This window comes from Oceanobacter kriegii DSM 6294 (assembly GCF_000422845.1).
Classification (GTDB): domain Bacteria; phylum Pseudomonadota; class Gammaproteobacteria; order Pseudomonadales; family Oceanobacteraceae; genus Oceanobacter; species Oceanobacter kriegii.
Window position 1 is genome coordinate 227456 of the sequence record NZ_KE383931.1, and the last position, 25611, is coordinate 253066.

Annotated in this window: 22 protein-coding genes; 16 read left to right on the forward strand and 6 right to left on the reverse strand. The window is 54.7% G+C overall.

Annotation, left to right across the window (positions count from 1 at the left end):
• The 7 genes from G516_RS0114335 (at window position 1) to G516_RS0114370 (ending at window position 7836) form a co-directional block, all read left to right on the forward strand.
• Complete coding sequence (locus G516_RS0114335; protein WP_028294220.1) at window positions 1-708, forward strand: electron transport complex subunit E; 708 nt, start codon at window positions 1-3, stop codon at window positions 706-708.
• Between the two features lie 355 nt (window positions 709-1063).
• A complete protein-coding gene (locus G516_RS22675; protein ID WP_051219454.1) occupies window positions 1064-1780 on the forward strand; it encodes a hypothetical protein in 717 nt (238 codons plus the stop codon).
• Window positions 1780-2667, forward strand: coding sequence for a hypothetical protein (locus G516_RS0114345; protein WP_028294221.1), 888 nt, complete (start codon window positions 1780-1782; stop codon window positions 2665-2667). The genes G516_RS22675 and G516_RS0114345 overlap by 1 nt, the downstream gene beginning before the upstream one ends.
• 958 nt (window positions 2668-3625) lie before the next feature.
• The gene (locus tag G516_RS0114355; RefSeq protein ID WP_036536683.1) at window positions 3626-4639 is read left to right on the forward strand and encodes an amino acid ABC transporter substrate-binding protein; all 1014 of its coding nucleotides are present in this window, start codon (window positions 3626-3628) and stop codon (window positions 4637-4639) included.
• 67 nt (window positions 4640-4706) lie between these two features.
• Window positions 4707-5903: an amino acid ABC transporter permease gene (locus G516_RS0114360; RefSeq protein WP_036536686.1), complete on the forward strand. Its 1197-nt coding sequence runs from the start codon at window positions 4707-4709 to the stop codon at window positions 5901-5903.
• Between the two features lie 2 nt (window positions 5904-5905).
• A complete protein-coding gene (locus G516_RS0114365) occupies window positions 5906-7042 on the forward strand; it encodes an amino acid ABC transporter permease (RefSeq protein WP_245582676.1) in 1137 nt (378 codons plus the stop codon).
• Between the two features lie 17 nt (window positions 7043-7059).
• Complete coding sequence (locus G516_RS0114370; protein WP_051219455.1) at window positions 7060-7836, forward strand: amino acid ABC transporter ATP-binding protein; 777 nt, start codon at window positions 7060-7062, stop codon at window positions 7834-7836.
• Window positions 7837-7948: 112 nt separating this feature from the next.
• Here the strand turns inward: G516_RS0114370 and G516_RS22680 are convergent, their stop codons facing one another.
• Together G516_RS22680 and G516_RS22685 are read right to left on the reverse strand one after the other, a co-directional pair.
• Entirely contained in the window at window positions 7949-8950 is a 1002-nt protein-coding gene (locus tag G516_RS22680) for a DMT family transporter (protein ID WP_211225126.1), read from the reverse strand.
• 606 nt (window positions 8951-9556) lie between these two features.
• Window positions 9557-10468 carry a LysR family transcriptional regulator gene (locus tag G516_RS22685; protein WP_051219456.1) on the reverse strand — a complete coding sequence of 304 codons (912 nt, stop codon included), beginning with the start codon at window positions 10466-10468 and terminating at the stop codon, window positions 9557-9559.
• 107 nt (window positions 10469-10575) lie between these two features.
• On the opposite strand from G516_RS22685, the gene G516_RS0114385 reads away from it, so the two are divergent.
• The gene (locus G516_RS0114385; protein WP_028294226.1) at window positions 10576-11676 is read left to right on the forward strand and encodes an NADH:flavin oxidoreductase/NADH oxidase; all 1101 of its coding nucleotides are present in this window, start codon (window positions 10576-10578) and stop codon (window positions 11674-11676) included.
• A gap of 343 nt (window positions 11677-12019) precedes the next feature.
• Complete coding sequence (gene yghU, locus G516_RS0114390; protein WP_028294227.1) at window positions 12020-12871, forward strand: glutathione-dependent disulfide-bond oxidoreductase; 852 nt, start codon at window positions 12020-12022, stop codon at window positions 12869-12871.
• Between the two features lie 69 nt (window positions 12872-12940).
• Here yghU and fabG read toward each other — a convergent pair whose 3' ends face one another.
• A complete protein-coding gene (fabG, locus tag G516_RS0114395; RefSeq protein WP_028294228.1) occupies window positions 12941-13720 on the reverse strand; it encodes a 3-oxoacyl-ACP reductase FabG in 780 nt (259 codons plus the stop codon).
• Window positions 13721-14051: 331 nt separating this feature from the next.
• On the opposite strand from fabG, the gene G516_RS0114400 reads away from it, so the two are divergent.
• Complete coding sequence (locus G516_RS0114400) at window positions 14052-15107, forward strand: phosphotransferase enzyme family protein (protein WP_028294229.1); 1056 nt, start codon at window positions 14052-14054, stop codon at window positions 15105-15107.
• On the forward strand, window positions 15104-16510 hold the full coding sequence (locus G516_RS0114405) for an aspartate aminotransferase family protein (RefSeq protein WP_084645083.1): 1407 nt from the start codon (window positions 15104-15106) through the stop codon (window positions 16508-16510). Before G516_RS0114400 ends, G516_RS0114405 begins: the two co-directional genes overlap by 4 nt.
• 20 nt (window positions 16511-16530) lie before the next feature.
• Here the strand turns inward: G516_RS0114405 and G516_RS0114410 are convergent, their stop codons facing one another.
• Window positions 16531-17019: a hypothetical protein gene (locus tag G516_RS0114410; RefSeq protein ID WP_028294231.1), complete on the reverse strand. Its 489-nt coding sequence runs from the start codon at window positions 17017-17019 to the stop codon at window positions 16531-16533.
• Between the two features lie 213 nt (window positions 17020-17232).
• Complete coding sequence (locus G516_RS22690) at window positions 17233-17997, reverse strand: DeoR/GlpR family DNA-binding transcription regulator (RefSeq protein WP_036536690.1); 765 nt, start codon at window positions 17995-17997, stop codon at window positions 17233-17235.
• Window positions 17998-18316: 319 nt separating this feature from the next.
• Between G516_RS22690 and G516_RS24025 the strand changes: the two genes are divergently transcribed.
• On the forward strand, window positions 18317-20611 hold the full coding sequence (locus G516_RS24025; protein WP_051219457.1) for a methyl-accepting chemotaxis protein: 2295 nt from the start codon (window positions 18317-18319) through the stop codon (window positions 20609-20611).
• 367 nt (window positions 20612-20978) lie between these two features.
• Here the strand turns inward: G516_RS24025 and G516_RS0114425 are convergent, their stop codons facing one another.
• A complete protein-coding gene (locus tag G516_RS0114425; RefSeq protein ID WP_169449543.1) occupies window positions 20979-22622 on the reverse strand; it encodes a diacylglycerol kinase family protein in 1644 nt (547 codons plus the stop codon).
• 351 nt (window positions 22623-22973) lie between these two features.
• On the opposite strand from G516_RS0114425, the gene G516_RS24470 reads away from it, so the two are divergent.
• From G516_RS24470 to G516_RS0114445, 4 genes are all read left to right on the forward strand, one after another.
• Window positions 22974-23138, forward strand: a complete 165-nt coding sequence (locus G516_RS24470; protein ID WP_028294233.1) for a DUF1328 domain-containing protein — start codon at window positions 22974-22976, stop codon at window positions 23136-23138.
• A 56-nt stretch (window positions 23139-23194) separates the two neighbouring features.
• Entirely contained in the window at window positions 23195-23497 is a 303-nt protein-coding gene (locus G516_RS0114435) for a hypothetical protein (protein ID WP_051219458.1), read from the forward strand.
• A gap of 54 nt (window positions 23498-23551) precedes the next feature.
• The gene (locus G516_RS0114440) at window positions 23552-23998 is read left to right on the forward strand and encodes a hypothetical protein (protein ID WP_028294235.1); all 447 of its coding nucleotides are present in this window, start codon (window positions 23552-23554) and stop codon (window positions 23996-23998) included.
• A 216-nt stretch (window positions 23999-24214) separates the two neighbouring features.
• Window positions 24215-25570 carry a sigma-54 interaction domain-containing protein gene (locus G516_RS0114445; protein WP_084645084.1) on the forward strand — a complete coding sequence of 452 codons (1356 nt, stop codon included), beginning with the start codon at window positions 24215-24217 and terminating at the stop codon, window positions 25568-25570.
• Window positions 25571-25611 lie beyond the last annotated feature (41 nt).

A 25611-nucleotide genomic window follows, 5' to 3' on the forward strand; every position in this document is an offset into this window, starting at 1 on the left:
ATGGCCAAATCCCTTCAGGATATTTCCCTCGACGGCTTGTGGAACAACAACCCGGCGCTGGTTCAGCTGTTGGGCTTGTGCCCGCTGCTGGCCGTAACCGGCTCTGTCGTGAACGCCCTTGGTTTGGGCATGGCGACCATGATGGTATTGATCGGCTCCAATTTCTCGGTGTCGCTGATTCGTAATCATGTGCCAGATGCCGTGCGCCTGCCGGCCTTCGTTATGATCATTGCTTCGTTCGTAACCGTGGCTGAACTGGTGATGCAAGCCTTCACCTACGAACTCTATGAAGTATTGGGTATTTTTATTCCGCTGATCGTAACCAACTGCGCCATTCTCGGCCGCGCCGACGCCTTCGCCTGTAAAAACCCGATTCTGCCTTCGGTGGTTGACGGCTTTATGATGGCCATGGGCTTCACCGTGGTACTGGTGTTGTTGGGCGCCATGCGTGAAATTCTGGGCCAGGGCGTGCTGTTCTCCGACATGCAACTGCTGTTTGGCCCAATGGCCGCCAACTGGAAGATCGAGTTGTTCAGCAACTACCCGGACTTCCTGTTTGCCATCCTGCCTCCCGGTGCTTTTGTGGCGATGGGCCTGTTGATTGCCGTGAAAAACGTGATCGACAAACGCATCAAGGATGCTGCCGAAGCTCGTAAGGAACCCGTTGAAGCCAGCGCTCCGAAACGGGTTCGGGTAACCGGCAACTAACCTTCTGTTCATTTATACGCGCCTATTGCTGGCAGCACTGCCTCTGTTAAAGGAGGCAGCGCTTAAAGGAGGCAGCGCTCCTGAACTCCCACCCCCTCACCGAGCGAATCGTTTAATACCTCCTTCCCTTGGCAGCAATGCCTGGGTAGAAATGCCCTGCCATCCCTGCCAATCCTCTAAAAGACAATTACCTCCAGGGTAACGACTCATAAATAGTCCCTCTGAGCCATGTCAATAAATGTATCAATTGGCGACCAGCGTAAGCTTTCTTAAAGAAATTCAAGGAACTTCCTCTTGGTTTTGAGAACAGTTTTCATTAAATTACGCATCCCAATAACTCAATGGAATTGAACCGATGCGTTTTATTACCTTAATTTCCGCTCTGGCACTTACCTTATTGGCAGGCTGCTCCTCCACACCGCCACAAGCTCCAATTGCACTGGACGATCCGTCCCAGTTTTACGCATCCGGCAAGGTTGCCATTGTTGTTAACACACCAGAAAAAGCCGATACCTATTTCCCGGGTGCCAACTGCCTGTTGTGTGCCGGTGCTGCTGCCATGATGAACTCAAGCCTGACCGATCATACCCAGGCATTGCCCGTCGACGATTTCACCAATCTTCCTCACACCCTGAAAGACGAGCTGACTGCACTGGGTAAAGACGTTGTTCTGACAGAAGGCGTGGTACCTTCCAAGCTGAAAAAATACAAATCGGACGTAGCCAACACCGCCCGTCGTGACTTCTCTGGTGTAGCCAGCCAGTACGGTGCTGATCAGGTATTGGTTGTTGATCTGAGTCTTGTCGGCGTGGTTCGTACGTACGCATCCTATGTACCAACCAGCGACCCAATCCCAACCATTTCCGGTGCGGCATACATCGTCAACGCTGCCGACCAGAAGCTGGTTTGGTATGCACCAATCCGTATCGCCAAAAATGTTGAAGGCGAATGGGACGAAGCCGACCAGGGTTTCCCGGGTGTAACCAATGCCTACTACCAGGCCGTTGAAGAAGCCATGGATACCATCCGTGAGCCAGTATCACAGGCTGTTGTTCAAGTGAGTGCAGACTGATGGCACTTCGTCAGCTACTGCTGGGCGCTGCCATTGCTGTTATGACGGGTTGCGGAACACAAGCCGTCAAACACGACCCAATGACCAGCATTTCATTCCAGGACGACAACCGGGTCTTTGCTGTTTCGCTGAATCCGAATATCAGCAACATCCCGTTTCGCGGCCAGTTGCCGGATTCGGCAGAAGGTCAGGTAGGCAACATGGCCTATCCAGCCACGGATGCTTACACAGCGCTGCTGTCCCTGGCGGTTCACAGCGCTGCTCAGTCGGGCATCAGTGCGATGGAAGACAGTGCTGAACAACGCGCTGCCAATGAGGTGTTGCTGCCCTATCAGGCCGCCATTGCTCAAATCGACACCGCGACCATGTCGCAGTATGTCGGCGAGCACCTTCAACAAGTGGTTCCTCACCTGGTTGCTGGCAACGATTCCGAACCGTCCACCGGCAGCAATGTGATTGCGGTCGATGCAATGCCCTACTACACCATGTCTCGCACTGCCGACGCCTTGTTCATCGACAATATCATTGTGTTCGATGCAAACACTGAGCAGGCACGCACCATGAAGGTACGCGTCAAACGCTACCCGGTAACGGATATTGGCTCCTGGGAGCAGGACGACTTTGCTGAGTTCCATTTGGCAACCCGCGAACTGCTGGCGGTATCTATTGAAGCCGCCCTGCGTTATGCATCTGGCGAATCCAGCGCAGCTCCAAAAATGGCAACGGTCCGTTTCATTGAAAACAGCAGCAAGAAGGTTGAACGAGGACGGGTACTGGCGGAATCCTGCCGCTACACCATGTTCGAGTCTCTCCGCGGTGAGCTGACCATTGTGCCCAGATTGAAGGTCGATGACGTTTGCGCAACGCAACTGTCGATGTCTTTCTGATTCTGATAAAGACCAACCGAGGCAAAGGTCAGCTCAAACGGCCTTGCCTCGGTGCTTCAGACCAATCTTTCTACCCACTCTTTTTAAACCACCTTCTTTAAACTAGCTTCTTTAAACTACGCGGCCAAAACACGCACCCATAAGCTACTTCCATAGCGTCCCGAGCAACGCGCCAGCAGAATTAAATCCTGCGCCCCTGTCGCTGCAAAAGAGCGTTAAATCACACGACTGTACTGCTACTTTTGGTAATTCCGCGTCGCACAATTCAAGAGCCACCAGCACATATTCCACACAGACCATTCAGCTCGCTCTGCGGTTTATTCTTTTGACCAATCTCTCCGCTGATCACCTACTCAGCCATCAGCCCTCTCTCCGAACCGGTTCAGAAAAGAGCAACGAATACCTCATAGAACAATCTATATAGAGGCCCGTAGTGCCGCTGAAGGCCTTACCGTATGGGATATTGGGTCGATCAGGCTCATGACAGTGTCTTCGCCTCAAGAACAAGTGCCGCCGCCGCACCAACAACCCTCTTCTATAGGCGAGCATCAGCCATACCGATATCCACAACCAGCAGCAACGCTTGCGTCGATACGTTATTGCGGGCCATTGATACTTTCATTTGCACTATTTGTGAACTTGCACACTTTCCGGAAATCCCTGTTTTACAGGGGGTGTTACGTATCGCCCCAATTGTGTGCACCCGTTTCGCACAGTTGCGCAGCACATTGCACTAAAAAAATGCACCTTTTTAGGGCCTTTTATCGCCCCTAGCAATCTTTTCCTATTTCAACTTTGGTTTTCAGAATTTAATTCTCTAAAAAAAGGGTTTTTATCCATTTGTACTTTTTATTTAGTTTTATCAACAGGACTTTCAAGGTTGGCATTGTCTTTGTATTACATAGAGGCACCAAGAGACTGATGAAACAACCTACTAAAAAATCAGGGAGCTACACCTATGTTGAAAAAGCTGACTACCGCAGCAGCAGTACTGTCCATGGGCATCGCAGCATCTGCACAGGCAGGTACTCTGGACGATGTTAAAGAACGCGGCATGCTGTCATGTGGCGTAAGTACTGGTCTGGCTGGCTTCTCTCAGAAGGACGAGAAAGGCAACTGGAGCGGTATGGATGTCGACGTATGTAAAGCAGTAGCCGCTGCTGTACTGGGCGACGCCAACAAGGTGCAATACAAGCCACTGACTGCGAAAGAGCGTTTCACCGCCCTGCAGTCTGGTGAAGTCGATATGCTGTCCCGTAACACCACCTGGACTCTGACCCGTGATGCTTCTCTGGGTCTGAACTTCGCTGGCGTTAACTACTACGACGGTCAGGGCTTCATGGTTTCCAAGAACCTGGGTGTTAAATCTGCACTGGAACTGGACGGCGCTGCCGTTTGTATCCACGCCGGTACCACCACCGAACTGAACCTGGCTGACTACTTCCGCGCTAACGGCATGAAGTACACCGCCATCACTTTCGACACCTCTGACCAGACTCGTGCTGGCTTCGAAAGCGGTCGTTGTGACGTACTGACTTCCGACCAATCCCAGCTGTACGCCATCCGTATTGGTCTGAAAAACCCATCCAACGCCGTGGTTCTGCCAGAAGTAATCTCCAAAGAACCTCTGGGTCCTGTTGTTCGTCAGGGTGATGACGCCTGGTTCAACGTGGTTAAGTGGTCTCTGACTGCCATGATTGAAGCTGAATACCTGGGTCTGGACAGCTCCAACGCTGACAAGATGGTTAAAACTGGTTCTCCTGAACAGCAGCGTCTGCTGGGTGTTGAAGGCGATTCCGGCGAGAAACTGGGCATTGGCCAGAAGTGGGCTTACAACATCGTCAAGCAGGTTGGTAGCTACGGCGAATCCTTCGAGCGCAACGTTGGTAAGGGTTCCCCACTGCAAATCTCTCGTGGTCAAAACGCTCAATGGAATAAGGGCGGCCTGATGTACTCCAACCCAATCCGTTAATTCGGGTTTATTCCGCTACACCTGCCCGCCGCTGCTCTGCGGCGGGTAATTCCACCAAGAGATCATTATGACAAACGCATCCAGCTCAACTAAAGGGCAAGGATCTGCCCCGGCGTTTTATAACAATCCTCATATCCGAGCGGTTTTCTACCAGATTTTGCTGGTAGCGGCGCTTGGCTATTTCCTGCTGACCATTATTGGTAACACTCTGGCCAACATGGAAGCTCGCGGCATCAAGACCGGTTTCGACTTCTTGACCACGACGGCCGGCTTCGACATTCTGATGTCGCTGATTCCTTACGATGCCAGCTATACCTACCTCGATACCTTTTACGTTGGCTTGCTGAACACGGTTCTGGTCAGTGCCATCGGTATCGTTCTGGCTACCATCGTTGGTTTTATCATGGGCGTTGCCTATTTCTCGCCAAACTGGCTGATTCGCAAGGCGTCTGTGGTGTACGTAGAAACCTTCCGAAACATCCCGTTGCTGCTGCAAGTATTTTTCTGGTACTTCGCAGTGCTGGCGGCACTGCCCAATGCTCGTAACAGCCTTAACCTTGGCGATGCTTTCTTCCTTAACATCCGCGGTCTGTATCTGCCAAAACCACTGGAAGAGCCCGGTGCAATGGTGGTTTACGTTGCCATGGCCGTTGCCGTTGTTGGCACCTGGTTCTTTGTTCGATACGCCAAGAAGAAGCAGGATCTGGAAGGCACCCAGTTGCCAACCTTCCGCATCTCGCTGGCCATTCTGCTGGGTTTGCCAATTCTGGCCACTCTGGTAATGGGCGTTCCTTTCCACCTGGAATACCCGGAACTGAAAGGCTTCAACTTCCGCGGTGGTATTACCATCATTCCGGAACTGATGGCGTTGGCAATTGCGCTCACCATCTACACCGGTGCTTTCATTGCAGAAGCCGTACGTGCCGGTATTCAGTCCGTGCCCAAAGGCCAAACCGAAGCGGCTCGCAGCATCGGCCTGAAAGACAGCAAGATCATGAAGTTGATCATCGTGCCGCAAGCCATGCGCGTGATCGTTCCTCTGCTGAACAGTGAATATCAGTCACTGGTCAAGAACTCCACGCTGGCGACGGCCATTGGTTATCCGGATCTGTTTACCGTGTTTGTAGGTACCTCCCTGAACCAGACGGGTCAGGCGATTGAAATCGTCTTTATGACCATTGCGGTGTACTTCGCCGTCAACATGACCATTTCGTTCTGCATGAACTGGTTTAACCGTCGCGTTGCCCTGGTAGAGAGGAAGTAATCATGACCAAGACAACTACGGGTGCCATGGGCACTCAAGCTCGGGTTTTTGAACCCAGCCCGGCTCAACCAGCGCCAGTCACCTCTACCGGTGCCTACGCCTGGCTGCGCGAAAACCTGTTCTCTGGCTGGCTCAACAGCCTGGTAACCATCGGTGTGGTTGCCCTGCTGATGACCTTGCTGCCACCACTGTTCAACTGGCTGTTCTTCGACGCCAACCTGAGTGGCTCAACCCAGGCCGACTGTACCGGTGACGGTGCGTGCTGGGTGTTTATCAAGGTTTGGTTGCAACCTCTGCTGTACGGCAGCTACCCAACCGAGTCGCTGTGGCGTGTAAACCTCAGCCTGGTATTGCTGTTTGGTACCCTGGCATCGCCGTTCTGGCTGCCAAAGCACCTGCGCAACAAGGTTGATATTGCCATGCTGCTGGCCCTGCCTTTCATCGCCATCATCATTCTGGATGGTCGTCTGTTGGGTCTGGACTACGTTGCTACCGATTACTGGGGTGGCTTTGCCCTGAACCTGTTCCTGGCTGCTGCCAGTATCATTCTGGGTATGCCGCTGGGCTTCCTGTGGGCACTGGGTCGTCGCTCCCAAATGCCGATGGCGCGCAGTATTTGTGTGATTCTGATTGAGTTCTTCCGTGGTACACCCGTTCTGGCCCTGTTCTTCATGGGCTCGGTGATGCTGCCGCTGTTCTTCCCGGAAGGTACCAATGTCGACAAGCTGCTGCGGGTTTGGATCGTTCTGACCCTGTTTATGGCGGGCTACATGGCTGAGGTGTATCGCGGTGGTTTCGCAGCGATCCCACAAGGCCAGTACGAAGCGGCCGACGCACTGGGCCTGAGCTTCTGGCAGACCACCCTGCTGGTGATCCTGCCACAGGTGATCAAGGTCTCCATGCCAAACATTCTGGCAACCGCTGTGATGCTGTTCAAAAACACCACCTTCCTGATGATTATCGGTATTTTTGAAGTCCTCAGCACCGCACAGAACGCCCTGACAAACTCCAACTGGCTGGGTGGTTTCTCGACCGAAGCCTACCTGTTTGTGGCCGTGGTTTACTGGGTATGCTGCTTCAGCATGTCCTCTGTAGCTGCCCACATTGAACGTAAACTCGACACCAGCCACCGCTCCTGAAGCAGGAATCAAGAATTATGACAACTGAACACATTACATCTGCGACAGATGCCAGCCAGGAAGACATCATCACCATCGACAAGATGAACAAGTGGTACGGTGACTTCCACGTACTGAAAGACGTGAGCCTGAAGGTGAAAAAAGGTGAGCGTATCGTGGTGTGTGGCCCTTCCGGTTCCGGTAAGTCCACCATGATTCGCTGCATCAACCGTCTGGAAGAATTCCAGAAAGGCCAGATGTTCGTAAACGGCATTGAAATGATCGATGACGTGAAAAACATCGAAGCCATCCGTAAGGACGTGGGTATGGTGTTCCAGCACTTTAACCTGTTCCCACACCTGACCATTCTGGAAAACCTCACCATCGGCCCAATCTGGGTGCAGAAGAAGCCGAAGGAAGAAGCGGAAGCGACGGCAATGAAGTACCTGGAGCGTGTAAAAATCGCCAACCAGGCACTGAAGTACCCGGGCCAGCTTTCCGGTGGTCAGCAGCAGCGTGTGGCTGTAGCCCGCTCTCTGTGCATGAGCCCGGAAATCATGCTGTTCGACGAACCAACGTCCGCGCTTGACCCTGAAATGGTTAAGGAAGTACTGGACGTGATGGTTGAGCTGGCTGAAGAAGGCATGACCATGATCTGTGTTACCCACGAAATGGGTTTCGCCAAGAAAGTGGCAGACCGTGTGATCTTCATGGATGGCGGTGAAATTGTTGAGGAAAACACGCCAGATGAGTTCTTCGACAACCCACAAACGGATCGTCTGCAGTTGTTCCTGAGCCAGGTTCTGCAACACTGATCAAGGGTTCGCGGCCGCAAACAGCGGCCTGTGAACAAGAAAAAGCCCCCTACTGGTAACAGTCGGGGGCTTTTTTTGATTCTCGGTTCTGAACTTGAGGAACCAGACCCCGTTACTCGTGAGCAGCCAGTGCTTCCTCTTGCTCCACCGGCGTTTTCTTCTTGCCAAAGGACAGCTTCTGAATCACCAGCCCGGCAATGATCAACACCAGCCCAACCAGCGTTGCCATATGTACTGGCTCACCCAGAATCCGGCTGATAAAGATCAGCGACAGGAACGGGCTGAGGAAAATCAATGAACTTATGGCGGCCGTTTGCTTGGTCAGGTTCATGGCGGTTTGCCACAACAGGAAGGTGATCCCCATTTCAAACAGACCAATGTAAACAGAGGCGGCAATGCCTTTGAACAGGTTTGGCTCAATGGCCTCCCCACCCTCGGCAACCTCTTTCAGGGTGCCCACTTCATTGACTGAAAACGGTGCGCCATCCCATGCAATGGCAATGGCCAACAACACAGGGATGGCCAGGGTAAAACTGGCCCACAGGCTGATGGCTGGCTCCAGCTGTTCGCCCCGCTGGGCGGCACGGGTATTCAGAATCCAATACATGGCCCACAGCAAAGTGCTCAGCAGCGCCAAACCAACCCCGGCCAGCGACTCAAACTCCAGCCCAAACACATTACCCTTGGTGGCAATCACCAACACACCAAGGTACGCCAGAATCAACGCCACAATGTCTCTCGGGAACAGTTTCTGACCAAGAAGAGGCACCGCCAATACGCTCATGGTGATGGCCCAGGTATAATTAATCGCCTGCGCTTGCTGAGCCGGCAAGAGGTTATAAGCTTCGAACAGAATCAGGTAATAGAACACCGGATTGATCAAGGCCTGACGGGCGTAAGAGAAACCGTGACTGCGAAACGACGCCAGGGCCATTGAAAACTGAGAACGGTGAATCAACACCGCCGACAGCACGCACCACGAGCTGATCACCGCAATGGTCAGCATCCAGCGTGGAGAAAGTTCTTCTAACGCCAGTTTGAACGCGGTCGCCACCGTCGACCAGCAAAGCACTGCCATCAGGGCAAATATAACCGCCCGCTTTTCCGTATTCACAGCCAAACTCCTAAAAGGCACAGCGTCTTCGTTAACGCTGCGTGCATAATTCCTGCTACTGCATCCAGTCGACATTGACCGGCACAGATTCCTGATACCACGGCTCGGTACTCGGCCCCCTGCTACCAGTGCCGGGAGGCCGCCATGGCAAGACACACTCACACAAAACCGGCCTACCGACCAGCAAAAAAGCGGCAGCGTTTTACTCAGCGCGGCGCTTGGCCTACCGATGGCTAATGTTTGAACATTCACATGAAGGCACTCTTTCAAAGAGCCTGAAAACGAACGACAGTTTCCTGAAAGAATGTAAAAAGCTTAAAGACCCTCTGAAAGACTCAGTACCCGCTCTGGATGACAGGGCGACGCTGAGTCACGGAGCTGATTTGCAGGCCTGACGGGTCAAGTCAAAAATCAGCGACACAGAGTCAGCAATGCCCTGCCATCCCCTTCGGGCGCGGCCTGCAAGCCGCCAGAACGGTGTTGGCGAATTTGGAAAGACTCGGCCGGACAGGTCCGTCATTCCGCTGCATTCGCCGCGGGGTTATAGAGAGCCAATGACAACCTGCAGGATTCCCGCAGAGCTGTGCAGAGTTTTTCAGAGGGTCTTCAATCACAGCTGACACACGGCGGTTTGAAGTAGCCGTCCACTTCACAAAGGGATTGATGCAACGACCCAATCACAAACTCCGCCCGACGCGATAATGGCCAGTCATTGCGATGAATCAGATAGAGAGAATCCCGCACCACCACAGGCGCCGGCATCACCTGAATACCTTCCTGATTGGCAAACGCCTGACGGGCATACCGAGGTATTACCGTGAAGCCCAGACCGAGCACTACGGGCTCCAGAATCAGAGAGATCTGATTGACAAAGCCACGACACGGCAATTGATCCAGCGATGGACAGCCGGGGAACACACGCGCCAACAGCCGCGTGGCCATCGCCTTACCATCAGGGTGGCCGATGTAGCCCAACGCCTGCAGGTCTTTCCAGCCGGTCACATCCGCCCCTGCTGGCACCACCAGCTCCAACGGCTCCATGCAAAACAAGCGACTCTCCAGCCGGCTGTCCTCAGGCTGATACGGCAACACACCCAGCTCATGGCAGCCATCCACTACCGACTGCTCGACTTCGGCATCCGGCGCAAAGCGATGATGGATTCGCAACGACGGCGTCTGAGCTTGCAGACCAATAAGATAACGGTATAAAAGCAAACCCACACTGCCCGGTGTTATCAGCCGCACTTCGCCAGCCAGTGCTTCGTGGTCTGCCATACGATGCTGCATACGCTCATGCGCCAGCTGCATGTCTTGCCAGTACTGCAACATCACCTTGCCCGCTGGCGTCAGTTCGACGCTGCGCGGACGACGAATCAACAAGATGCCATGCTCATCTTCCAGATGCCGAATGTGCTGACTGACCGCCGCCTGCGTCAGCCCAAGCTGATCGGCCGTTCGGGTGAAATTGCCTTCCGATGCCAGAGTGGCGAAAGAACGAAGCCATTGCGGATTAATCATTAGAATCTCTTATAAAAGTTATAAGTCATCGATAGTTCAACTTATCACAGGAACGCCCTAGGATCTCTCCATTGATCCACTTTCCGTTATTTCCAAAGGAAACCGCCATGAGCGAACTGTTTACACCCTTTACCCTGAAAGACGTCACCTTGCGTAACCGCATTGCGATCCCACCCATGTGTCAGTATCAGGCCGTTGATGGCTACACCAACGACTGGCATCAGATTCACTACGGCGCGCTGGCCCGTGGCGGCGCAGGCCTGGTGATTGTCGAAGCCACCGGCGTTTCTCCTGACGGTCGTATTACGCCGGGGTGCCTGGGCTTGTGGGAAGACGGCCAGATTGAAGGCCACCAGCAGATCGTTCGCTCCATCAAGGCAGCCGGAGCAGTACCAGGGATTCAGATTGCCCACGCCGGCCGCAAAGCCAGCGCCAATCGCCCGTGGGAAGGCGACGACCATATTATGGAAGCCTCTGAAGGCGGCTGGGACACCATCTCACCGTCGGCTGTGGCCTTCAGCGAGCATCTGCGCAAAGTGCCGCAGGAAATGACTCACGCCGATATTCAACGCGTCCGGGATGACTTTGTCAGCGCCGCCAAACGTGCGTTAGAAGCCGGCTATGAATGGCTGGAGCTACATTTTGCCCATGGTTATCTGGCGCAGAGCTTTTTCTCGGTACATGCCAATCAGCGCGACGACGAATACGGCGGCTCAATCGACAACCGCAGCCGTTTCCTGCTGGAAACCATGCAAGCAGTACGAGACGTATGGCCGCAGAACCTGCCTTTCACCGCTCGCTTCGGGGTATTGGAGTTTGATGGCCGTGACGAAGAAACCCTTGCCGAAGCCATTGGTCTGACCCGTCAGTTCAAACAGATTGGTCTGGATATGCTGAGTGTCAGCATGGGATTCAGCACGCCGGATGCGCAGATTCCATGGGGCCCGGCCTTTTTGGGCGACATCGCCAAGCGCGTTCGTGACGAAGCGGAGATCCCTGTGTCTTCAGCGTGGGGGTTCGATCTGCCAGCCACGGCCGAGGCCATGGTCGCTGAACAGAAACTCGATCTGGTGATGATTGGCCGAGCGCATCTGGCCAATCCACACTGGCCATATTACGCCGCCAAAGAGCTGGGTATCGACAAGCCTTCCTGGGTATTGCCCGCGTCTTACGCTCACTGGCTGGAGCGCTACAGCGAAGCCAAATAACCCCAAGGACCATCTGGATAACTCTGCACAGCTCTGCGCGAGTCCTGTAGGTCGTAAGAACAAGGCGGCGAATGCAGCGGAATGGCTGGCCCTTTCCAAATTCGCCAACACCGTTCTAGCGGCCTGCAGGCCGCGCCCGAAGGGGATGGCAGGGCATTGCTGACTCTGTGTCGCTGGTTTGCAGGCTTGACCCGCCAGGCCTGCAAACCAGCTTCGTGACTCAGCTTCGCCCTGTCATCCAGAGCGGGCACCGAGTTATTCAGAGGGTCCTAATGGAAATCACTGTCGCGTCGCCAACAACGCGCAGTGATTTATCATGATGCAAATTTCAGGGAGCAAGACGATGACAGACAACACCTATACGCCGCCTGCGGTATGGCAGTGGAACCCGGGCAATGGCGGTAAATTTGCCAACATCAACCGACCAACTGCGGGCGCCACCCACGAACAAGCCCTGCCAACTGGCGAACATGCCTTGCAGCTGTACTCACTGGCAACGCCAAACGGCCAAAAGGTCACTATCCTGTTGGAAGAATTGCTGGAAGCCGGTGTGGCCGACGCCGAATACGATGCCTGGCTGGCCAATATTCTGGAAGGCGATCAGTTCAGTTCCGGCTTTGTGGCGGCCAACCCCAACTCAAAAATTCCGGCCTTGATGGATCACAGCACGAACCCTCCACAACGGGTGTTCGAGTCGGGTTCTATCCTGATGTATCTGGCCGAAAAGTTTGACCGCTTTGTGCCCACCACCGCGGCAGGTCGCACAGAGTGCTTCAACTGGCTGTTCTGGCAAATGGGTAGTGCGCCATTTCTGGGCGGCGGCTTTGGCCATTTCTATGCCTACGCGCCAGAAAAATACGAGTACCCGATCAATCGCTTCACCATGGAGGTGAAACGTCAGCTGGATGTGCTGGACCAGCATTTGGCCACAAACCAATGGATCTGCGGTGATGACTACAGCATCGCCGACATGGCTATTTGGCCCTGGTACGGCGGCCTGGTGCTTGGCCGTTTGTACAATGCCGCTGAGTTTCTCGATGTTTCCAGCTACACCCACGTGGTGCGCTGGGCCAAGGCCATGGACGCCCGCCCGGCAGTAAAACGTGGCGTTCGGGTGAACAAAATCTGGGGCGACGATGCGCCACACATGGCTGAGCGGCACAGCGCCGCTGATTTTGATCAATCGGACGATTAAACGTCGGAATTGGATGAAACAAGGAGGGAGCCGTCGCTAAACGGCTCCCTCTAGTTTTGGAACCGGAAGTCAGATCTCGCTGAGCGACTCCAGACTTTCCGGCAAAATCTGACCGCCATCCACCACCATTTGCTGGCCGGTGATGTACGAGGCTTCGTCAGACGCAAAAAACAGCGCTGCATTACCGATGTCTTCCACTGCTCCCAAACGCTTCAACGGAATCGACGCTGCCATGGTGTCCAGATACTCCTGCCCAAGGTCCTGCAAGCCTTCGGTCATGATGTTGCCCGGCATCACCGCATTGATGGTGGTGTTGTAGCGCGCCAGTTCCATGGCTGCGGTTTTCAGGAAGCCCAGCTGTCCGGCTTTTGATGCACCGTAGTGAGCCCAACCCGGGTAGCCGGTGATGGGCCCGGTAATCGACGAAGTCACCACCACCCGTCCTTTACCCGCCCGCTCAAACGACGGTATGCAGGCTTTCACACACAAGAAGGTGCTTTTGAGGTTGGTCGCCATCACCGAATCCCAGTCATCCGGCTCCATATCAATCAGTTTGATTTGAGGAAAAATACCGGCGTTGGCACAAAGGATATCGACCGGACCAAACTCCGCTTCGGTAATTTTCACCATGTTCTTCACCGACTGCCAATCGGCCACATCCGTCTTGCAACACGCAGCGGTGCCCCCTGCTGCCACAATCTCGGCCACCGCAGCCTCAGCATCGGCCATGCCTCTGGCGGCGATCATTACCTTGGCGCCCTGGCGAGCAAACACCGAGGCAATGCCTTTGCCAATACCTTTGGAACCACCCGTAACGATCACTACCTTGTTCTGAATTGACGTCAGCATACGTCCTCCGCTTGAACGGGCTCTCTGGCTACAGCTACAACTGCAAACTGCTCTGCCACAACATCGGTAAACAACATCGGTAATTGCCTTCGCGACAGCTTCAGCAGCAAGTAGGCAGAGATCCCTTTGGATGCCGAACCCAGTGTTCGGATTCATTTCAGAATGTGGAATCAGCAATGTCGTTTCAATGAATAAATCTTTCAAGAACCACAAAAATGACATACCAAGATGCCAAAGTTGTCGAACTTGCAAATTACCGGCTTCACACTCGGCAGTCGAGCCTAGGCGTGACAGGATGACCCAAACCTCATCAAGATGGCAGACAAACAGCATGACCACTATCTACGACGAGCAGTTTGTGCAACGACTGAAGCGCGGTGTTGAATCACTGATCAGTGAATGGGGAGCCAGCCCTCAGGCTCAGGTGAAATTGTTGACCTTGTCGGAAAACGCCACATTTATTGTGGAAGATCCAACATTTAAGTTCTGTACCAAAACAGAAGGCCCGAATCGCTTTATTGTGCGGGTGCATCGCCCGGACTATCACAGCGAGGCGGAGATTCGCTCGGAACTGGAATGGATTCAGGCGCTAAAAGCCAGCCAGCTGGTCACCACCCCTGCTCCACTGCTGAGACATAAAGCGCCGGCTCACGAAGACCCATTCATCGCTCGCTTTGACGATCACGGCGCCAGCCGTTATGTCGTCGCCTTTGAATTCATGCCGGGGTCTGAGCCAAGCACCGACGACGACCTCACAGCAGGGTTTGAAACCCTAGGGGCCATTTCTGCCCGCCTGCATCAACACAGCCGCCAATGGCCGCTGCCAGATGGTTTTGTACGCAAACGTTGGGATTTCACATCGGCCTTTGGCGACACGCCTTTGTGGGGTGACTGGAAAGCCGCCGCTGGGTTGGATCAGGACGGCAAACAGGTGTTGCAACAGCTGCTGAATGTACTGCAACAGCGACTGGCTGACTACGGCGACGGAGCCGACCGATTTGGCCTGATTCATACCGACCTGCGATTGGCTAACCTGCTGGTTCAGGGAGATCAATTGGCGGTGATTGATTTTGACGATGCAGGCTTCAGCTGGTTTATGTACGACTTTGCGTCGGCCATCTCGTTTTTTGAAGACTCACCGCAGGTGCCGCAACTTCAGCAAGCCTGGCTACGTGGCTACCGCCGTGTACGAGAGTTGGCGCCAGAACACGAAGCCATGCTGCCCGACTTCATCATGTTCCGCCGCATGCTGCTTACCGCCTGGGTAGCATCCCATGCCGAAACCGAAACGGCAGCTGAAGCCGGTCACGAGCGCTATACCCAAGGTACAGTGGCGCTGGCAAAAGCGTATTTACAGGCACACGCTGCGGAGGTCAGTGAGGCATGATCAACTCTTCCACTTCCGGCACCTCCAACACTGCCGCGCCCCAAAGCCATAACCAGGGCACCACCAATAAAGGCATTCTGGACATGAACGCCTTTGATCATCACAGCGCGCAATCCCCGGCGGCAAAACGTCGGCTTGCCAATCAAGGCGCTGCTGCCGTGCTGTTCTATCAGCAACCGATTGAAATGGTGTCTGCTCAAGGGGCCTGGATGCAAGCTGCTGACGGCACCGAATACCTCGACTGCTACAACAACGTACCCTGCATTGGCCACAGCCACCCGGCAGTAACCGAAGCGGTGAGCCAGCAACTGAGCAAACTCAATACCCACACCCGCTATCTGGTGGATGTGGTCGACGAGTATCTGGAAGCTCTGAAAGCACGGTTACCCGCCGAGCTGTCCAACGTGATGCTGACCTGTTCAGGCAGCGAAGCCAACGACCTGGCAATGCGTGTGGCCATGGCCCACAGCGGTGCCCGCGGATTCATCGTTACGGAAGCCGCCTACCACGGCAACACCGCACTGGTAACCGACGCATCGCCTTCGTCACTGAAGCGCGGCCAGCTGCCAGACCATGTGGTGACGATACCGGCCCCGGCCAAGTCGTATTACGCAGCAGACATTACAGACCCGCAGCAGGCTGAATTGGCCATTCGACAGGGCTTTGCCCGTGATGTGCAACGTGCCATCGACACCCTGCAACAGCGCGGTCATGGCGTTGCCGGTTTGCTGGTCGACTCGGTCTTTTCATCCGATGGCATTCACACCGCGCCGCAGGGGTTTCTGGCCGATGCCGTGGCTGCCGTCAAACGTGCCGGAGGCTTGTACCTTGCGGACGAGGTGCAGCCCGGGTTTGGTCGACTTGGCAGCCATTTCTGGGGGTTTCAATTTCACGGTCTGATACCGGATGTGGTGACCATGGGTAAACCCATGGGCAATGGCTTTCCCATGGCTGCCATGGTAACCCGCCCAGATCTGCTGGCCGATTTTTGCCAAACCACCGGCTACTTTAATACCTTCGGTGGTAACCCGGTGGCCTGTGCGGCGGGCCTGGCCGTGTTGCAAGTATTGAAACAGGAAAATCTGTTGGCCAATGCCAGCCAGCGCGGCAAGGAGCTAAAACAGGGACTGTTGCAACTGGCCAGGGAATACCCGACGTTGGCCGAAGTTCGTGGTCAGGGGCTGTTTATTGGCGTCGATATACACAACGCATCCGGTCAGCCTTGCGCCAGTACAACCAAACACCTGATAGAGCAGTTAAAACAGCAGAAGGTTTTGAGTGGTGCCGCGGGACTGCTAGGTGCAACGCTGAAGCTGCGGCCGTCCATGACATTGAACGACCGTGAGGTGGATTTTTTTCTTACCGCAATGCGAGTCGCGCTGAGAAAATCAACGATCGACTGAGTAAATAACGCTTGGCGGCGTCACTCGCCGCCAGACTCGTTGTCTTCCATCAGCTGCTGTACCAACCGCTGAATACGCTCGGCATCCGCCAAGCGCAACTCATAGCTTTCATCCTGATTGCGAATGCTCAAAAACTGCTGTTCCCGCACCGCTTCACGGCGTAACGAATAACCCGCCATCGGCCGACCAATGGCCTCACCGTCGGCTGCCTTCAGCATATGTTCCAGATCCGCATGGAAGCTGCGAATGTCTTGAGGTTGTACCTTGATCGGACGATGACCCGCGCCAATATCGACGGCTTTCAGCTGTAACCCCTTACGCGGGTCAACCTGCTCATCATTGCGGTAGAAGAAGTCGGTGACCAGTATTTCACGACCACGTTGTACTTCCCCATTCGGGGCGTTGTAGTCGTAAATACCGAGAGAATAGCTCTGTCCTTGTTGTGCCGTTTGCAGGCCAGAACAACTCGCCAGAGCCACCAGACAAGAAATCAGAAGTGCTTTGTTCATACTCATCCCTGAAATTCGAAAATCCCATCACGGAGGTTCGTTCATGAACATCCGTACAGCCGATCACACAAGGGGCAGCTCGACCAGGCAGTCTTGCTTAATCGGCAACACTCTATCCCCTATGTGGATCAAACGGGCGCATTACCTGCCCGTAACGCGAAATGTATCACAAAACCGCTGTGCAATTTCAAACCAGTTTTCGCTTACCGCTCATCAAGGAGCCAATACAAAGTCTGCCCGGCTTTGCTCAATGCGTTGTTGAAGCGCTAATTCGGGTTGCCGATCTGAAATCACACAGTCCAGCTGCGACCAGCCACACCAACGGGCCAGCGCCACTCTGTCGAACTTGGAATGATCGGCCACCAGCACCACCCGGCTGCTTTGCTGAACCATGGATTTGTACACTTCGGCAGCGTCCATCAAGGCATCACTGCAGCCATCGACATCCAGCCCCGATGCCCCCAGCACCGCCACATCCGCCTGATATTGACTGAGAAAGCGCTGGGTCATGGCCCCATGCGTGGCCGCTTCCCCTTCATGATAACTGCCAGGTGCCATGATGATATCCATACTGGGGTTGCTGGCCAGCGCCTTGGCAACGCCGAACGCATGGGTAATCACAGTTTTATCATTCAGCTGGCGCGCCATCTGACGCGCCACCTCAGCGGTGGTAGCGCCGGAGCCCATCATGATGACCCGGGCGTCCTGCAACTGGCTAATCGCTGCTTGCGCAATACGGGTGCGCTCTGCCAGATACAGCTTGTGCCGCTCCGACACCACCGGTTCAAGCGCTTGCCGAATCACGGCACCGCCGTACGTGCGACTGATCATGCCTTGTTCTGCCAACTCTTCCAGATCGCGTCGGATGGTTTCGGTGGTCACCGCAAACAGTTGCGCCAATGCATTCACACGCATGGTCGGTGACACCGCCAGCTGCTCCAGCAGCGCGGTTTGGCGTTGTATTTTCTTACGCGACATGGTGCCGTTAATCCGTTCAGTCAGGCCAAAGTATCTGGGAACGTTAGCTTACACCCTGAATAGCTCTGCACAACGTTTCTGAGGACCTATCCAATGCAACGCACCGGTTACAGCCAGAAACGTTTTTCATAGCTGCCATTCCTCCCTTTGCTGACACCAGCCCCAAGCTGCAAATACTACATGCCGGTTTGTCGCCACCGAGTACGGTCATTGACCTATTGTTAATGAAACAAAGCGCACTCAGCCGTTTCGCTGGCTGAGCGTTTCTGAATAACCCGATCGTCGGATTCAGCGTCAACAAGGTGAGATATCCCAAACGATGAGTCAGCAGAATACCGTGCCGCGCAGCGCCTCAAAAAACATTCTCTTCCTCAAGGTATCCATCGCCTCGGCCTTGTGTCTGGGGGTTCTGATGGGCATTACCCTTTGGATCAGCATCAAGACCTCGGTGGCAGCCATTGAGGAAGAAATCGAGCGCGATATCCGCATGGCAGCCTATGAAAAACGTCACCAGCTGGACGCTATTTTCAAAAGCCTTAAAAACCAGGCCATCGCCACCACCAACGTGCCCTCAGTCGTCGGGCTGGCGGAAGAATACGATCTGATGGGCGAAGTACACGAAGGCACACAGCAAAACGTGCGTGACTATTTGGGCAAAATCCATCAATCCACCGAAGGGGTGTACGAAAACATTTTTATCACCAATGGGCGCTTGATCATCGCCGATGGCATTGGCGGCCTGTCCGAAGACTACATCTTTGAAGAATCCAATCCGATCACCGCGCAACTGCTGTCGGATGTTCCTCACATGGAAGACACCATGATCTCGCCGATCACCGATCGCCCGATCATCTTCCACACCAGTCCCATCACCGACCGCTTTACCGGCAAATTGATTGGTTCACTGGGTATGCCGATCGATTTGGCCAACGCCTCACAAGAAGCCCTGGGTTCACTGGATGAAGGCGTCATCACCCTGCTGCTGAACAAGGACGGCGTGGTGTTCGCCAGCAACCGTGAAGACATGATTCTGTCGTTGGATTTCACCAAGCAGGAATCCTCAGCGAAATTCTTCGCCGATTCGCTGAAACAGGAAAACGGTATTGGCCTGCTGGAGCTGGAAGGCAACCTTTACAAGGCCTCCTTTGCCCACTTGGTAGCAGGTGAACTGACGTTGGTGTTTGCCCTGCCCAAGCAGCTGTATCTGGAGACGATTCACCACCTGCAAAACACCCTACTACTAGTAGGCGTGATCGGCACCATCACCGCTACGCTGTTGATCAGTGCAGCGCTGTACTTTATTACCCGGCCGTTGCTGGGGCGACTGTCATATGCGATGGAAACTGCCCGCAATATTGCCGATGGCAAGCTCAACAACCGTATTCGAGTCACCGGCAATGACGAAGGCAGCCAGCTGTTACAGGCGCTGGATGATATGCAAAACGGTCTGGGTGCCACCATTGCCCAAATTGCCAGCAGCACCAACCGGATCTCCAACAACGCCACCAGGCTGAGTGAACTGGCTGGCAATATGAGCGACGGCGTTCATAACCAGCAGGCGGCCATTTCGGAATCTGTGGAAGCCGTCACCAGCATTGGCACCGCGTTTTTGCAGATGCAGGCCGCTACCGTCAAGGCGGCAGAAGCCTCCCGTACCGGTGACGAAGAGTCCCAGCGCAGCAAGGCCAAAGTGGCTGAAAGCATCGACGCCATGCAAAGCCTCAACCAGCTGCTGGACAGCACCTCAACCAAAATGTCGACCCTGGCGTCGGACATCAGCAACATCCACGGCGTGCTGGATGTAATCCGCAGCATTGCCGAACAAACCAACCTGCTGGCCCTGAATGCGGCAATTGAAGCCGCACGAGCGGGCGAATCCGGTCGTGGTTTTGCCGTGGTTGCAGACGAGGTACGCTCGCTGGCCAAACGCACGGAAGAATCCACCACCCAGATCACGCAAATTATTTACAAGATTATTGAAGGAACCGAACAGGCCGTTGAGGCCATGAAAGAGAGCACCAGCAACGCCAATCTGGTACTGGAGATTGGTCAGGAGTCCGGTAAGACCCTGGATATCATCACCGACCTGATGCACCAGATCAGCTACGGCAACCAGCAGATTGCCACCCTGACCAACGAGCAAACCGTTGCCATTCAGAACATCGACATCAACCTGAACAGTATTTTGAATGAAACAGCCAAAGGCCAGCAGGGTTCGGAAATGAATCAGCAGAGCAGCCGTGAGCTGGGCTTGTTGGCGCAAGCGCTGGATCAGGCTGTTGGCTATTTTGACCTCAGCACCATCGACAATCTGGATTCGGCTGATGAGCTGGCTCCTGAGCAAAACAGCCAACAAAACAGTGGCCAAAACGCAGATACTGCTAAAAACACCGCTACAAATTCCACGCTAACAGCGCAAAACAGCATGTCTGCAGCGATACCTGTGACCGCAGCCGCCACAACGGCAGGATTGAACAGCATCGAGACAAGCCCAGCTCAGTCTGAACCGGAAGCAGACCTCAGAGCGCAAGCGGTTTCAGCGACAGCACCTGTATCGCCCTCTGCGCAGCCAGACAAAAATTATAACCAGGATGAAGACATTACCTTGTTCTAGGGACCCTCTGAAAAACTCCGCACAGCTCTCGGCTCTGGCTTCCTGCTTCGCCCTACCTCCTGCATCCATGCAGTCGTGCGCGAGTCCTGCAGGTTGTCATTGGCTATCTACAACAACCCCGCGGCGAATGCAGCGGAATGACCAGTCCTTTCCAAATCGGGCCGCGCAGGTTCGCCAACACCGTTCTGGCGGCCTGCAGGCCGCGCCCTACGGGGATGGCAGGGCATTGCTGACTCTGTGTCGCTGATTTTTGACTTGACCCGTCAGGCCTGCAAATCAGCTTCGTGATTCAGCGTCGCCCTGTCATCCAGAGCGGGCACTGAGTTATTCAGAGGGTCCCTAGCGCCTGGTGATTCTTCCCAGCCCTTTATGCCTGAGTACCATCCACAGCAGCGGGCGACAGAATATCGAGCGACCTGGCGTGCACGCACAGATCGATTTCCGTGCCAGCCAACACTTCGCCATCCAGCACATAGTCCAATGAGCGACCATCCACCGCCCTTAGCCGAATGCGCTCGACCTTGCGATGGTGCACAAACTCGGTAGCCGGTGTATCGGTCAAGCCCGATATCAGCAGCTGCGCCAGGCTTTGCAGGTTTTCAGACGCCGACTCCCTTGGGTCCAACCAGGTAACGTCCAGCAAGCCATCACTGATGGATGGTTTGCCGCCGCCCTGAGCCAATACGGCACTGAACGGTGAGGCATTGGCGACGACCAGCGATGACGTATCAATGGATTCAAAATCACCGTCGTCAAACGCGACTCGTAACTGCTGAATATCATTTTTCTGCAAGCTGTCCCACAGCCCCTGAAGGTAGGCAAACTGCCCGCTCTGATCTTTACGGCCCCGGTCTGCGGCAGAAATCATCGCCTGTTCAAAGCCGATGCCCATCGCCAGCAGCATGGTTTGGCCATTGCAATCGGCCACATCCACCGAGCGCACGTTGCCCGCAATAATATGGTCACAGGCGGTTTCGACCGGCAGCACTTTTGCCTCAACACCCCACAACGAAAAACACAACGAATTCGATGTACCCAGGGGCATCATGCCCAACACGGCATCACTGTCGGCAATCACATCGGCGACTTCGGCCAATGTGCCGTCACCACCACAGGCTATCACCACATCGGCCTGATCCGCCAGCGCCTTCATGGCCAAATCCCGAGCCGAAATGCGCTCCGTCGTGGTCGTGACGGTCAGGCGGAAATACTTTTCCAACCGCTCCAGCACCATGGCCTCGGCGCTGTGCCATTTACCGCCACCGGCCACCGGATTGGCAATGATCCAGGCATGATTAAGAGCCTGTATCGCGCCCTCGCGGCGATAGCGCTCCAGTGCGCCCAGTTGCGACTCCGAGAGTTTGACCCCTTTGATGTGTTCGGCCATTTGCTCAACCAGCTCGCGGGCGCTTTTTTTCGGGTTCAATGCCAGCAGCTGGGCAACCACCACAAACAGTGCGTTGGAGCTGCCCCGGGCGCTGTGTATCAACACCGGCGTTTCGTTTTTACGATGGGCGTCGAGCCAATTCAGCATTCGACGTAATTGATCTTCTCGGGGAGCTCGTCCCGGCGCGACTGGCACGGCCAGATAGTCCATGCCAGCGGGCTGTCGTAACAAACCCAGCCCCGGAAATTCGGCGGTCACGTCCAGCACCGCCATTACGCGTGAGGCCCGTACACGGCGCATGTCCAATGGCGTCAGCTCGCAGGCAAAATACAAATATTTGCCGACCCGCTGCACACCATGCCAACGGCGCCACTGGCGATTGACCGCACTGTAGCAATACACCCCGAGGGCCAGCGGTGCGCATGCCACTAACATCGGCAAACGGTAGCGGCCATCCAACCGCTTGCGCCAGCGGTCCGGTTTCCCCGCGGCCTGCACTGCCGCCGCCAACATCAAGGACAGCCCTGCCCAAAACAACAATAACGTTGCCAGCCAGCCTTTCACCAACACGGCAACCACCAGCGTCATAACCGACAACGGAAAATAGTATTGGAACAGGCGCATCATCCCTCCGAGCCAAAAGCTGCTGCTAACTTCCCAACGGCTAACGGACCGATGGGGCTTTCAATGTACACAAACAATGTGAGCAGCAACCCCCCTGGTTGGTTCATTCCACATAGCAACAAGCCACTCGGCCATCAGCCGTGTCAAAGTCTGAAAATTTTTCCTTACAGCCTGTAAGAAATTCCTGAAAGCGGTTGTTCAAGCACCTGACCAGGAACACCAAAAACACTACAAGCTATTGTTTTTATTGAATTTTTCATATTTGGCACAGCCTTTGGAACGTCAATAAGCGTTATGTGAAACAAGCCAACGTAACCAACACAACCTCATCCACGAGGTAAGGAGGACACCATGCTTGGCTGGTCAGTTATGTTTTTTGTCGTCGCGATTGTCGCTGCCATCTTCGGATTTGGCGGTATTGCAGGCGCAGCCACCGGTATCGCCAAGATCCTGTTCATGATCTTTATCGTGCTGTTTGTGCTGTCGCTGGTAAGCCGGGCGATTCGACGCTCATAACCTCAAACTCACATCGATCTACCACCTATTACGATTTTCTGAAGAAGGAAAACACCATGACAAACGAACACTCCATCACTCGTAAACTGCTGGCACCTGCATTTGTCGTATTGCTGGCCAGTGCTGGTATCACCGCCTGTTCCGAAGAAGAAACCACCAGCGAAAAAATTCAGAACAGCGCCTCAGAAATGGCCGACGATGCATCTGATGCCATGGACGACGCCAAAGACGCCACCGTCGATGCCTGGAACGACGCCAAGGATGCAACCGAAGATGCCGCAACGGATGCGGGCAACGCCATTGAAGACGGTTGTGAAACCGTGAAGCAGGAAGCCGGTGCCAGCGATACGGATTGCTGATTCAGGATTACTGCTTCAGGATAATTGGCGCAAGAAACCGGACGGATTCAGACAGTGACCACAAAGGCCATCACCATGAAGGATTTGATCATCCGCAACCAACAGCACAGCTGGAGCAGCAAGGTTGCCCGCATCGCCTTTGAAACCGGATTGCAACACGCACACTGGTGCCGCTGTGATCTCTCGCAGCAAACGCCGAGCAGTCGGCAACATGCCCGCCAGGTCTGTCAGCAGCTCGGACGCTTTCTGAATGTCGCCGACCAGCAGCTGGGGTTAGCCCCCCTGCTGCCGGAAACCTCGATGGCAGCGACCGGTACGGAATCGGCAGACGCCACCGAACACCTGATCATCAGCCTGTCAGCAACGCTGGTTGGCTGGCGATCGTTGCTACAAGACAGTCAAACAAGCCAGCAGCAGCGAAACTTCAACCAAACAATGTCGTCAGAACTGGCCAGTGGCCTGCAACTGCTCGACCGCCTCAAACTCTCCCTCGCCGCCTGAGCCTGGTTTCCCACTATTCTCGCAATCAAAACCAGTTCAAGAATTTGACAACCCTTGTCGGCCTCGTACAACTTTTATTGAACCTGCTTCCCTGCCAGCCATCAGAGCCTCTATAACAGAGCGGTCAAATCCGGCTCATTCACCAAAACATCGGCAGATCCTTCCGGTTGAGCCCAAAGGCTTACCCCGGATACGCCACCACAGGGAGTAGACGGCATGCCAAGCGCATCGATCTTGCTGACCCCGGGTAACGACCCCTTTGACACCAGCGATACGCTGCCTGCCGCATTGAGCCAGGCCACCGCATTGTTCGCGCAAGAGCTGGATAGCCTGAAATTTACCCTGGCCGATACCCACAACCCCGCCCAAACCGATCTTAATGTGCTGATCACCCATAAGGTCAGTGAACAGGATTACGCCCTCTTCAGCGAAGACCAGGGTTCCCATTCAGACTGGGTGGTGGTCTCTGACGGCAGCCCGAGCCAGTGGCTCGATAAAATGATGGCGGAAGGCGTGGCGTTCCATTTCCGTACGCCACTGGATCACAGCTACATCAAGGAAGTGCTGCAAGAGCTGGCCAGTGAATACCGACTGCGCCACAGCAAGCCGTCCAACCTGGCTCCGCATACCTCCAATCTGGATCAGTATGGGTTGCTGTTGGGGTCATCCAACGCAATGCGAAAGCTCTACCGCCTCATTAGACGGGTGTCGCGTACCGACGCTAACGTGCTGTTGGTGGGCGAAAGTGGCTGTGGCAAAGAACTCGCCGCACGCACGATCCACCAGCAAAGCCCACGGGTACACGCACCCTTCATCGCCATCAATTGCGCAGCACTGTCACAAGAGCTGGTTGAAAGTGAGCTGTTTGGCCACGAAAAAGGCGCATTTACCGGCGCCAGCCAGCAACATATTGGCTTTTTTGAGCAGGGAGGCAATGGCACCCTGTTTCTCGACGAAATCACCGAAATGCCGCAGGAGCTACAAAGCAAGCTGCTGCGGGTGCTGGAAACCGGCGAGTTTCGTCGGGTTGGCTCAGAAGTAACACGACATACCCGGGTGCGAGTGGTTGCAGCCACTAACCGGATACCCGCCGATGCCATCGACAACGGCCACCTGCGCGAAGACCTGTATTTCCGCCTGGCCCACTTTCCGATCCAGCTGCCCCCGCTACGAGAACGCGGCGACGATGTGATTGAGCTCGCGCATCACTTTCTGGCCACTCGCAATGAAGAAACCGGCACCAGCAAGTTTTTCTCCGATGCCGTCATCAACATCATCAAGAGCCACCAGTGGCCGGGCAATGTGCGGGAACTGCGCCACCGGGTGGAACGGGCACACATACTGTCATTGGGAGCAATTACCCCGGAAGACTTCAGCAACGAATCGTTGGAGTCAGAAGCCAGTGACAATGCGACGCTGGCGGCGGGAATGTCGATTCGGGAAGCAGAACGTCAGCTGATTATGAACACCCTGACGGCGTGTCAGCAGAACAAGACCAATGCGGCACAGATGCTGGGGATCAGCGTTAAAACGCTGTACAACAAGCTGGAGCAATACGAACAAGCGGAGTGATTTTACGGTGACATTCGCTGAATAGCGCCCATAAAAAAAGC

Bases quoted from the DNA above. Each gene is read 5' to 3' on its own strand.
- G516_RS0114335 (WP_028294220.1), top strand. From the start codon at position 1: ATGGCCAAATCCCTTCAGGATATTTCCCTCGACGGCTTGTGGAACAAC.
- G516_RS22675 (WP_051219454.1), top strand. From the start codon at position 1,064: ATGCGTTTTATTACCTTAATTTCCGCTCTGGCACTTACCTTATTGGCA.
- G516_RS0114345 (WP_028294221.1), top strand. From the start codon at position 1,780: ATGGCACTTCGTCAGCTACTGCTGGGCGCTGCCATTGCTGTTATGACG.
- G516_RS0114355 (WP_036536683.1), top strand. From the start codon at position 3,626: ATGTTGAAAAAGCTGACTACCGCAGCAGCAGTACTGTCCATGGGCATC.
- G516_RS0114360 (WP_036536686.1), top strand. From the start codon at position 4,707: ATGACAAACGCATCCAGCTCAACTAAAGGGCAAGGATCTGCCCCGGCG.
- G516_RS0114365 (WP_245582676.1), top strand. From the start codon at position 5,906: ATGACCAAGACAACTACGGGTGCCATGGGCACTCAAGCTCGGGTTTTT.
- G516_RS0114370 (WP_051219455.1), top strand. From the start codon at position 7,060: ATGACAACTGAACACATTACATCTGCGACAGATGCCAGCCAGGAAGAC.
- G516_RS22685 (WP_051219456.1), bottom strand. From the start codon at position 10,468: ATGATTAATCCGCAATGGCTTCGTTCTTTCGCCACTCTGGCATCGGAA.
- G516_RS0114385 (WP_028294226.1), top strand. From the start codon at position 10,576: ATGAGCGAACTGTTTACACCCTTTACCCTGAAAGACGTCACCTTGCGT.
- yghU (WP_028294227.1), top strand. From the start codon at position 12,020: ATGACAGACAACACCTATACGCCGCCTGCGGTATGGCAGTGGAACCCG.
- fabG (WP_028294228.1), bottom strand. From the start codon at position 13,720: ATGCTGACGTCAATTCAGAACAAGGTAGTGATCGTTACGGGTGGTTCC.
- G516_RS0114400 (WP_028294229.1), top strand. From the start codon at position 14,052: ATGACCACTATCTACGACGAGCAGTTTGTGCAACGACTGAAGCGCGGT.
- G516_RS0114405 (WP_084645083.1), top strand. From the start codon at position 15,104: ATGATCAACTCTTCCACTTCCGGCACCTCCAACACTGCCGCGCCCCAA.
- G516_RS0114410 (WP_028294231.1), bottom strand. From the start codon at position 17,019: ATGAACAAAGCACTTCTGATTTCTTGTCTGGTGGCTCTGGCGAGTTGT.
- G516_RS22690 (WP_036536690.1), bottom strand. From the start codon at position 17,997: ATGTCGCGTAAGAAAATACAACGCCAAACCGCGCTGCTGGAGCAGCTG.
- G516_RS24025 (WP_051219457.1), top strand. From the start codon at position 18,317: ATGAGTCAGCAGAATACCGTGCCGCGCAGCGCCTCAAAAAACATTCTC.
- G516_RS0114425 (WP_169449543.1), bottom strand. From the start codon at position 22,622: ATGCGCCTGTTCCAATACTATTTTCCGTTGTCGGTTATGACGCTGGTG.
- G516_RS24470 (WP_028294233.1), top strand. From the start codon at position 22,974: ATGCTTGGCTGGTCAGTTATGTTTTTTGTCGTCGCGATTGTCGCTGCC.
- G516_RS0114435 (WP_051219458.1), top strand. From the start codon at position 23,195: ATGACAAACGAACACTCCATCACTCGTAAACTGCTGGCACCTGCATTT.
- G516_RS0114445 (WP_084645084.1), top strand. From the start codon at position 24,215: ATGCCAAGCGCATCGATCTTGCTGACCCCGGGTAACGACCCCTTTGAC.